Origin of the sequence: Kitasatospora sp. NPDC059462, from assembly GCF_042749955.1 — a bacterium.
Lineage (GTDB): Bacteria > Actinomycetota > Actinomycetes > Streptomycetales > Streptomycetaceae > Kitasatospora.
On sequence record NZ_JBHYUU010000126.1, the window covers coordinates 16,488 to 25,867 of the forward strand.

Consider the following 9,380-nt stretch of genomic DNA (forward strand, 5'->3'; position numbering starts at 1 on the left):
CACTCTGGGGCCCAACCCCCCCCGCCCGTCCGTGACCCCCTGGCCGCCTGTTGCGCCCCTCATCTCCCCTTCCTTGTACTGGGGGTGGCCGTGGTAACGGGCCCCAACCCCTGCTTCACGCCGCCTGGTCGGTGGTGTCAGCGTCGGGGTCGCGCGTGCAGAGGTGAGCGGTCGGGCAGGCCGGGCAGCCGCGGACGCCGACCAGGTCCGCGACGGCGTCGAACAGCTCCTGGGCACGCTCGACGGATCCGACACCCTCGAAGGTGGCGTACTCCTCCGCGGTGCCGGCGGTGCCCTCCGAAAGGTGGGAGCGGAGGTAGGCGAGTGCGGCGAACTCCTCGTCGCCCAGGGTCTGCGGGTCTCCCGGGATGCAGGTCTTGGGCACCAGGTCGCTGGCGATGTCCCCGCCGAACAGCCACGGATCGCCCGGCTTCACGGGCTTGCCGACGACGACGCGCAGCACGGCGTCCTCGCTGTCCGGCTCGACCAGGAGCATGCCGGCGGCGTGGAGCTCGTGCACCGCGTTCCGCACGTCCGCCACCTCGGCCCTGCCGCCGAGCATGCCCGCGAGTTCGCCGGCGGGCAGGTCGCCGATGCTGCCGTCCGGACGGCGCAGCCGCAGGACGCCACGGTCCAAGGCCATGTCCAGCCACGCGGCCTGCAGCGGGATCTTCGGACCGTAGGCAGGGCGCAGCCGGCCCAGGCGCCGCATGAGGTCGACGGCCTGGGAGCTGAGCCTGGGGTCGGCGGCGGCCCGTGCGGGGTCGAAGCCGGGGGCGGGGGACAGCCACTCGTCGTAGCCGGGCGGCTGGAGCTGCTGCAGGGTGTACTCGACCGGTCCGCGTTCGCGGCGCGGCTTGCCCGGCTTTCTGCGTCCCACGTGCTGGGTGTCCTTCCCGTCTTGGGTGATGGCGGAGCCATTGAACACCGGCTGCAGTCGGTCGATTCCCGGGGGTGCTGTTGGAGCGGCGTGGCGGCTGCGGGTGGCGGCCGCGGGTTCGACGACGCCGACGGGAATACACTGAACACCACATCTGCTTTTCTCTGGCGTTCAGAGATAAAAGATTGACCTTGAGGGGGACCCGTGGCACAGCCCAGCCGCACGATCCAGATCGACGATGAGGTCTTCGCCTACCTCCAGCGGCACAGCGAGCCCCTGGTGGACACGCCGAACGATGTCCTCCGGCGGCTGTTGCTCGACGGCGAGCGGCCGGCATCCGATCCTGCGGGTGCGCGTCCCACCGGTGCGCTGATGCCGCTGATCGAGGCCGGGCTCATCCAGCCCGGCGACCAGCTGCGGCACACCCAGAGCCGGCTGAAGTTCACCTACACCGCATCGGTGGCCGGCGACGGCTGGATCGACATCTCCGACGGGCGGACGTTCCGGCTGCCCTCACCCGCGCTCAAGGCCCAGGTCGGCTACGACGTGTCCGGCTGGGCGCAGTACGTCCACGTTCCCAGCGGCGCCACGCTCTCCGAGCTCCGCGATCGGCTCGCCGGCCAGTCCTGAGCATGGGCGGCAGGCAAGAGCGGACAAGGCCGTCAGAGCGGGGAGAGCGATGAAGGGGGAGCGCGTGGGGCTTTCGGAGGCGGAAAGCCGCTCGGTGCTGGAGGGGGTGGTCCTTCCGGCGGCCACCGCCGGGGCGGTGGCCCAGGAGCGGCCCGTGGTGGTACTCGTGGCGGGGCAGCCCGGCAGCGGCAAGACCACCCTCGGGGACCTGCTGCACGCCGTCCTCGACGCACGCGGCGGGGCGGTGCGCGTGGGCGCCGACCTGTACAAGGCCGCGCACCGGCACTACCCGGCGCTGCTGGAGGAGGACGTGCGCACCGCCGGGGCCGGCGTTCGTTCGGACACGCGCCGCTGGCAGGCCGCAGTGGAGGAGCGGGTGCGCGAGGGCCGCTTCGACGCGCTGGTGGAGACCGCGCTCGCCGACGCCGCCGAGGTGCGCGCACAGGCGGCGGCCTACCGGGCGGCCGGGTACCGCATCGAGGTGGTGGCGCTGGCCTGCGCCGAGGCGTGGAGCCAGCTCGGTGTCCTCGCCCGCTACACCGAGCAGGCGCTGGCGACCGGGGCGGGCCGGTACGTGTCCTGGGAGAACCACGACGCGTGCGCGGCCGCGCTGGTGACGACCTTGCGGGTGGTCGAGGAGGAGATGCTGGCCGACCGCGTCACCGTGGTGCGGCGCAACCTGGTGCCGCTGTACGGCAACGAGCTCGTCGGCGGCGCCTGGGCGAAGGCGCCGGGCGCGGCGCGGGCGGTGGCCTCGGAGCGGGCCCGGTGGTGGGACGCCGTGGAGAGCGCGGGCTTCCAGCGGGAACTGGCCCGCACCGAGCGGGCGCTGGTCCGGGCCGAGGACCGGGTGGCGGCCGACCGCGTGCTGGCGGTGGCCCGAGACGCGCGCCGGGCCGCCGCGCTGTCCGAGCCGGTGCGCCGGATCGCGCAGGCCCTGCGCCAGCCGCCCGGCGTCGACTTCCACCGGCTCTCCGCGGCCGAGCACCGCGAGATCTTCGACCTCGACATCGCACCGATGCTCCTGGGCGGCACCGTCGCCCGGGAGCGGCCGGTGGCGGTGTTCGTGGTGGGCCAGCCCGGCGCGGGCAAGACCAGCATCGCGCTCATGGTCAAGCGCGCGATGCGCCCCGGCACGGTCCACCTCGCCGGCGACGACCTCAAGATGATGCACCCCGACTACTACGGCCTGCTGCGCTGCGAGGCGCGCGAGGCGGGGGCCGCGATCCGCGCGGACTACAAGGCCTGGTTCGCCATGGCGCAGGCGTACGTGCGCGAGCGGCGCGGCGACATCGTGATCGAGACCGCCCCTGGCAGCGCCCGGAACGTCCTGGCCGACGCCGAAGCGTTCCACCGCGCCGGCTACCGCGTCCAGGTCTTGGCGCTGGCGGTGCGCGCCGCCGACAGCCGCCAGGGCACCGCCGCCCGCTACGCGGACGCGCAGCGTCACGGAACTCCGGCGCGGTTCACCACGGCGGCCGGGCACGACCGGTGCTTCGAGGCGGTGGCCGCCGTCGTCGATCAGGCCGCCTCGTCGGACGTGGTGGACGACCTGGTGGTGTTGGGCCGCGACGGGCGCGCGCTGTGGCGTCGCGGACACTCCGGCGGAACTCCGGGATGGGCGCTGCACGGCGAGCGGAACCGCCCATACACGGAGGCGGAGGCACGACGCTTCCTCACCGTGCAGGCAGCGGTGCGCCGGGCGCTGCCGCAGCACCGCCGGGAGGTGGAGGAGATCGCGGCGCTCGCCCGCCCGCTCCTGCCACCGCGGCTGCGGCCCCTGCCGCTGGACATGCCGCCCGCCGGGCCCCTGCCCGCCGTGCCGGCCGCCTGAGCGCCGGTCACCTCCCGCCGGTCAGCTCGCCCAGGACCGCCGTGTAGTGGTCGGCCAGGCGGGCGGCCTCCCCGGCGTCCACGCCGTCCTTCAGCCACTGGAGATCGGTCATGGCCTGCTGCCGGGCCTCCAGCAGAACGTCCAGGTCCGCCGGGTCGGCGCCTTCCCGCACCGCTCGGCGCAGGTCGCGGATGCCCGAGCTATACCAGGCCACCACTGCGGTGATGACCCGCACCGCCCGGTCCCACGAGTCGGTGGGCCCCTGCGGGCCGGGGCCGGCCGGCAGGCCGGTGTTCTCGGCGGGGCCGTCCTCGGGACGGGGGTCGGGCACGCTGGCACCACCTCAGATCGGATCGTCACGGTCGCCGCCAGTCTCACACGCCGGGCCTGCAGCCGATGCCGCGCCCGGTCGTCCAGGCAGCCCAGCGGCAGAACATCCCCAGCCGACCGGGCGACCGGTACCGCCGCCGGTGGGCGAGGGCGTAGGTTGATGGCCGGTCAGGCACAGGGGGAGAGGGCACACGTGGCGCGAGACCTGCGGGCGCTGTTCGGCTCGAACGAGCGGGTAGGCGCCGACGAGGCGTTCACCAACCGGGAGAGCCAGTGGCGCACGGTGACGGACGCGCTCGCCGAGCACCTGGCCCTGGCCGGCGACCCGGACTTCGACGTCCAGGACCTGGAGGCGCCACGGCGCAACGTGCTGGTCTTCCACGGCGTCGGCGGGATCGGCAAAACCACCCTGTCACGGAAGCTCGAGGCCGCGCTCGCCGCCTCCGAGGACCGGCCCGCGCAGTGGGGTGAGCCGACCTGGCCCGCCGCACCGCGGCTGCTGCCGGTCCGCATCGACCTCGCCCGCTCCGCCGGCACCGACTTCGAGCGCCTGGTCCTCGCCCTGCGCGCGGCGCTGGCCGGCCTGGACCGCCCGCTGCCCGCGTTCGACCTCGCGCTCGGCCGCTACTGGGAGCACAACCACCCCGGCGAGCCGCTGGAGGACTACCTGCGCCGCGCCGGTCTGGTCGGCCGCGCCGGACGGGCCCTGCCCGGCCAGCTGCAGGCCGCCCTCGGGGAGGCCGCGCAGCAGCTGGGCCTGCCCGGCGCGATCGGATCCGCCGTCGGCCAGGTCACCACCGCCGCCGTCCGGGCGGTGCGCGAGCGCCGCGCCGCCGCCCGCGCCCTGGCCGGCTGCCCCCGCCTGGCCGACCTCCTGGAGGCCGAGCCGGACCTGGAGGCGCTGTCCTACTACCCGCACCTGCTCGCCTACGAGATCGACCGGCTTCCCGCAAAGAAGGCCGTCGTGCCCATCGTGCTGCTCGACACCTTCGAGGACACCGGCGACCGCACCAACCGCGACCTGGAGCGCCTGGTCCAGCGGGTGGTGTGGCTGATGCCGAACGCCTTGTTCGTCGTCACCGGCCGCTCCCGCCTCCAGTGGGCCGATCCCGCGCTGCAGGGCCAGCTCGACTTCACCGGGCCCGCCGCCTGGCCGCAGCTCGCCGCCCACATCCCCACCGCCCGCGCCGACCAGGCCGCCGCGGATCCGGCCGGATCCGCCGCCCCGAACAGTCCGGCCGGGACGGCGGTCAGCCGGCAGATCCTGATCGGCGACTTCAGCCCCGAGGACTGCGAGGACTACCTCACCCGCCGCCTCACCACCGACGGACAGCCCCTCATCGACGACCAGCTGCGCCAGATCATCACCGCCCGCTCCCACGGCCTGCCCCTCTACCTGGACCTCGCCGTGCTGCGCTTCCTGGAGATCCGCCGCACCCGCACCCCCGAACCCACCGACTTCGAGCACGACTTCCCCGCCCTGCTCGCCCGCACCCTCCAGGACCTCACCCCCGACGAACGCCACGTCCTGCGGGCCGCGAGCCTCCTGGACGCCTTCGACGTCCCCCTCGCCACCGCCGCCGCCGGCCTGGACCGCCAGGCCGCCGCACTGCGCCTGACCGAGCGGCCCTTCGTCCGCGAGCACGAGGCCGCGCTGTGGCCCTACCACCTGCACGCCGTCGTGCGCTCGACGATCCGCCGCGCCGACGACCACACCGACGACCGCTGGTCCCTGGAGGACTGGCAGCACGCCGCCGCCCGCGCCCTCGACGCGCTCGGCGGCCGGTGGACCGCCGAGCGGGACACCGGCGGCCGCGCCCTGCTGACCGGCTGCCTGCGCCAGGGCCTCGTCCTCGCCCGCGACCACCGCCTCGGCCTCGGCTGGCTCGCCGACGCCGCCTGGTCCTACATCTCCGACTCGGTATGGGAACCCATCGCCCCACCCGCACCCGCCGCCGACCCCGGGCAGAGCACCGGGTACGGGCTGGCCAGCACCGCGGTCCTGCAGACTCCGGCCGACGCCCTGGTCGAGGCCCTGCGCACGCTCGCCGCCCGCCAGCGCGAACACCGCACCCACACCGCCGACCGCCTCACCCGCGTCATCGACAGCCGACTGCTGCCCGCGGACCTGACCGACCTCGCCCTCTACTACCGGGCCAAGGCCCACCGCGACCTCGGCCGCGCCGACGCCTCCCGCCAGGGCATGCGGCAGGTCGCCGCCGGCACCACCCGCCTCGCCCCCGCCGCCCGCCGCGGCCTCGCCCACCTCGCCCGCCTCGACGGCGACTTCCCCACCGCGCTCGCCGCCGCCCAGAACCTCGGCTGGGCCGGCCGCCAGCACCGCGTCCTCGGCGACCTGTGGTGGGTCCACGCCGAGATGGACCAGGCCGCCGCCGCCTACGAAGCCGCCCGCACCGACGCCGAACACCACGGCGTCGCCGGCGAGGCCGCCACCTCCCAGGCCCAGCTCGCCTTCGTCCGCGCCTTCACCGACCCCCAGGCCGCGGACGACGACCTCCACCTCGCCGAACAGCTCCTGGCCGGCCTCGACCTGCGCGCCACCACCCTCACCACCCGCATCGCCGCCCTCGTCCGCGACGCCGGCACCCCCGGCGACACCCTCCCCGAACGCGCCGACGTCCTCGGCGCCGAGGTCCGCGCCTCCGGCGTCCGCGCCGCCGAGGCCGCGCTCGCCCTCGCGATCTGCTTCCACCACGCCGTCCTCGACGACCCCGACAACCAGAGCGCGCTCGCGATCGCGATCCGCGACCTCGACCACCTCACCCGCGGCCGCGACTACGCCTACTACACCGACATCGCGGCCTTCATGGCCGGCCAGGAGCTCCAGTTCCCCTCCCCCGCCCGCTGGTACGACGGCCCCGACCAGGTCCGCGACCGCTGGCGCGCCCTCGTCACCGCCCGCCGCACACACCTCCGCCTCTGACCCCGGACAGTCGGCGGGACACGGCCGTCCAGCAGCAGCGGCCCCGCTTCCCGCCGACGTCACAGCCCTTCCCCGCCGCTGACCGGTCGTCTACGGTGAGGTCCCCCGAACACCGGAGGCCCCCGTGCCGGACAGAGCAGACCCCACACCGCAGTACCGCACCTACAGCGGGGAAGACGAAGCCACCGGCGCCCGCTTCGTGATCGCCTACGAGGGCGACGAGGAAGCCGACGACGAACGCAAAGCACAGATGCGCGCCATGATCCGGCGGGTCATCGCGGACCTGCCGGACGAACAACCGCAGGAAAACACCCGGCCGGCACTGCGGCTGGTACGCGGCGACGGCTCCTGAACACGCCGCGGGTCCGCACCCCAGCAGGGTGCGGACCCGCTACGGCGAGGAGCCGATCCGGGGATGGCCATCGCGGGCGCGGCCCAATGGCCGACCGGCACCGGATACCGTGGTCCCAGAGGCAGAGGCAGGAGGAACCCGATGAGTGTCCAACCCGTGTACCAGCCCCCGCAGCCCCGTGTGCCCCGCACCCCCGACGGCATCGCCGCCGCGCTGCAGGGCGGCCGCCGCATGGAGTTCTACCGCGAACTCGGCCAAGCACCCATCGACCAGGCCGAACAGGTTCTGAACCGCTGGTGGTGCGAAGCGGAGATGGACACCGACCCCGCCCAGGACCGCACCATCGCCGCCGCCCGCAACGGCACCCTGCCCACCACCACCATGGCCGACGTCCTACGGCTGCGGCGCGAACGGGGCGGGGACCTGCCAGGTGAGTAACGAAGAACCGGACGACCTGTGGCCGGTCCTGCCGTCCGAAGCCGTCCAGGACGCCCTGTCCGACCCCAGCCTGCCCGTCGACCTGTTCTCCGTGATCGTCGCCCTCACCGTCGCGATCGCCGAGAACCCGTGGCTGCCGGAGAGCACCGCCCGCGACAGCGCCGGCGACTGGCGCCGGATCCCGATCCCCCACGGACGCGGCCTGGTCGAATACGTCATCGACCCCCACAACCACGTCGTCCGCTTCACCCGTGTCATCCCCCTCTGACACGCCACCGCCCCACAGCCCGGCCCGTCACCCGGGGCCACTCTCGGACGCTAAGCCACCAGCGCCTCAGCACGCCGCCGACCCTCGTGTCGCCGAACTGGCCCATCTCCCAGTAGAACTCCATGCGCCGCGCGAAAGGCAGGGCTTCGGCGACATTGTCCCAGGTACGCGGGACGGGCCGGTAGCCGCCGCCTCGCCCCTGATCGCCTACTCGTCCTCGTAACCGTCGTCGGCCGCCAGCCGCTGCTCCAGGTCGTCTACCCACTCCTGTGCCCAGGCCCGCAGCGCGGCGATCGTGGCGTCGTCGAGCCCGTACGCGGAGAACTCCGCGTCGTCGATCCAGTCCGCGCCGGCCAGCCGGTCACGCAGCTCGGCCAGGTCGAAGACGTCCCGGGCGTGATGGCGACCAAGCTCTTCCATGTCGCGGTGGCTGAACCAGCGGGCGGCGGCCCTCACATCGATGAGGTCGCGGGCGTAGCCGCGGTCGGCGAGTGCCCGCATCTTGGTGCCGACCACGTCGTCGAGGTGCAGGACGGGCCCGATCTCCAGTTGGACGGCCGGCTTCCAGAGGTGTTCCTTGAGGACGTCCACCTCACAGCTTTCACCTGTCGCGGGATCGGTGACCACCAGGCGTCCCGACAGGGGCACGACCTCGACCTCACGGGTCTGCCAGCCCCGCTCGCCGAGTCCTGCGGTGAGGGCGTCGACGACCTCCTTCATCGCGGCGGGGCTCTCGGTGGCAACGTCGAGGTCCTGGCTGAGGCGGTCGGCCAGCCCGTGCGCTTGGACCGCGTAGCCGCCGGTCAGCACCAGCTGGTACGGGGCACCGACAGCCAGGACGTCCGCGAGGAGCCGACGGTGCAGCGGGGTGAGCCTCACGCCGCTGCAGGCCGGGCGGCCGTCGCGAGCTCGGGGAAGGCGCTCTCCCACGCGGTACGGATCGAGGGGCCGACAAGCGTGCGCAGTACCGGCCACAGCTCGACCAGCAGGCCGCCGTTGAGAAAACGGGGCAGGTCATCGTGCTGCCCGTCGTTCAGCAGGATCCGGTACAGGCCCATCCGCTGTCGAGGCTGTCCCAGGTCGAAGGCCCGCAGGCCCGACCAGGCCAGGTGCAGCGGAAGCGAGACCACACCGTCCGCAGGGCCCTCCAGGGTGCCGAGAGACTCCGGCAGGCGGGCTGCCAGCTGACCGGAACGGCTGTCGGCCGAGAGAGGCGTCATGGCGACGATTATCCCTCCCCTCGACCCGGCCGCCGCAGAGCCGTCTTCGTCCGGGGACTCGTTGTGGTCGCTCACTGCGCCCCGAGACGGCGCAGGACCGCGGACGCTGAGGTGCCGGGGGCGGTGCCGGCCCGGACGGCGGCGTGGATGCGGTCGCCCTCCGGGTCCTGGTAGAGCTCGGCGCGCAGCCACCAGCGGCGCAGGACGCCGCCGATCGTCGTGTCGTCGGCCTCCCCCATCTCCCGGTAGAACTCCATCTGCTGCGCGAGGGGCAGGGCTTCGGCGACGCCGTCCTGGGTGCGCGGGATCGGCTGGCGGTCGTCGTGGTGGCCGGGCACGGGCTGGGCGCTCACGGTTCCTCCGGAAGTCTCGTGCGGGCGGGACCGGTCCTAGTACCAACGCCGTTCAGTTAGGCGTGGGGCCTGCATGTCAAGGCCGGTAGGCAAAGCAGCGGAGCTGCCGTAGAAGAGGGCTGTCACTCCAA

At 74.0% G+C, this 9,380-nt stretch carries 11 protein-coding genes; 6 read left to right on the plus strand and 5 right to left on the minus strand.

The window, feature by feature from the left end:
- Positions 1-115: 115 nt before the first annotated feature.
- The gene (locus ACFXAM_RS26795; RefSeq protein WP_380294886.1) at positions 116-880 is read right to left on the minus strand and encodes a hypothetical protein; all 765 of its coding nucleotides are present in this window, start codon (positions 878-880) and stop codon (positions 116-118) included.
- A gap of 204 nt (positions 881-1,084) precedes the next feature.
- Here ACFXAM_RS26795 and ACFXAM_RS26800 point away from each other — a divergent pair, with 204 nt between their 5' ends.
- Positions 1,085-1,510, plus strand: coding sequence for a hypothetical protein (locus ACFXAM_RS26800; protein WP_380294888.1), 426 nt, complete (start codon positions 1,085-1,087; stop codon positions 1,508-1,510).
- A gap of 64 nt (positions 1,511-1,574) precedes the next feature.
- A complete protein-coding gene (locus ACFXAM_RS26805; RefSeq protein WP_380294890.1) occupies positions 1,575-3,344 on the plus strand; it encodes a zeta toxin family protein in 1,770 nt (589 codons plus the stop codon).
- Positions 3,345-3,351: 7 nt separating this feature from the next.
- On the opposite strand, the gene ACFXAM_RS26810 is transcribed toward ACFXAM_RS26805, so the two are convergent.
- A complete protein-coding gene (locus ACFXAM_RS26810; RefSeq protein ID WP_380294891.1) occupies positions 3,352-3,675 on the minus strand; it encodes a hypothetical protein in 324 nt (107 codons plus the stop codon).
- 192 nt (positions 3,676-3,867) lie between these two features.
- On the opposite strand from ACFXAM_RS26810, the gene ACFXAM_RS26815 reads away from it, so the two are divergent.
- The 4 genes from ACFXAM_RS26815 (at position 3,868) to ACFXAM_RS26830 (ending at position 7,676) form a co-directional block, all read left to right on the plus strand.
- Complete coding sequence (locus tag ACFXAM_RS26815; RefSeq protein WP_380294893.1) at positions 3,868-6,618, plus strand: ATP/GTP-binding protein; 2,751 nt, start codon at positions 3,868-3,870, stop codon at positions 6,616-6,618.
- 124 nt (positions 6,619-6,742) lie between these two features.
- Complete coding sequence (locus ACFXAM_RS26820) at positions 6,743-6,970, plus strand: hypothetical protein (protein WP_380294894.1); 228 nt, start codon at positions 6,743-6,745, stop codon at positions 6,968-6,970.
- A 141-nt stretch (positions 6,971-7,111) separates the two neighbouring features.
- Positions 7,112-7,408 carry a hypothetical protein gene (locus tag ACFXAM_RS26825; protein WP_350567720.1) on the plus strand — a complete coding sequence of 99 codons (297 nt, stop codon included), beginning with the start codon at positions 7,112-7,114 and terminating at the stop codon, positions 7,406-7,408.
- Positions 7,401-7,676: a hypothetical protein gene (locus ACFXAM_RS26830; protein WP_380294896.1), complete on the plus strand. Its 276-nt coding sequence runs from the start codon at positions 7,401-7,403 to the stop codon at positions 7,674-7,676. Before ACFXAM_RS26825 ends, ACFXAM_RS26830 begins: the two co-directional genes overlap by 8 nt.
- A gap of 207 nt (positions 7,677-7,883) precedes the next feature.
- Here ACFXAM_RS26830 and ACFXAM_RS26835 read toward each other — a convergent pair whose 3' ends face one another.
- The 3 genes from ACFXAM_RS26835 to ACFXAM_RS26845 form a co-directional block, all read right to left on the minus strand.
- Positions 7,884-8,555 carry a nucleotidyl transferase AbiEii/AbiGii toxin family protein gene (locus ACFXAM_RS26835; RefSeq protein WP_380294898.1) on the minus strand — a complete coding sequence of 224 codons (672 nt, stop codon included), beginning with the start codon at positions 8,553-8,555 and terminating at the stop codon, positions 7,884-7,886.
- Positions 8,552-8,896: a transcriptional regulator gene (locus ACFXAM_RS26840; protein WP_380294900.1), complete on the minus strand. Its 345-nt coding sequence runs from the start codon at positions 8,894-8,896 to the stop codon at positions 8,552-8,554. The genes ACFXAM_RS26835 and ACFXAM_RS26840 overlap by 4 nt, the downstream gene beginning before the upstream one ends.
- Positions 8,897-8,967: 71 nt before the next feature.
- Positions 8,968-9,249 carry a hypothetical protein gene (locus tag ACFXAM_RS26845; protein WP_380294902.1) on the minus strand — a complete coding sequence of 94 codons (282 nt, stop codon included), beginning with the start codon at positions 9,247-9,249 and terminating at the stop codon, positions 8,968-8,970.
- Positions 9,250-9,380 lie beyond the last annotated feature (131 nt).

Excerpts from the sequence above, each read along its gene's own strand:
- ACFXAM_RS26840 (WP_380294900.1), bottom strand. The coding sequence starts at position 8,896 with ATGACGCCTCTCTCGGCCGACAGCCGTTCCGGTCAGCTGGCAGCCCGC.
- ACFXAM_RS26825 (WP_350567720.1), top strand. The coding sequence starts at position 7,112 with ATGAGTGTCCAACCCGTGTACCAGCCCCCGCAGCCCCGTGTGCCCCGC.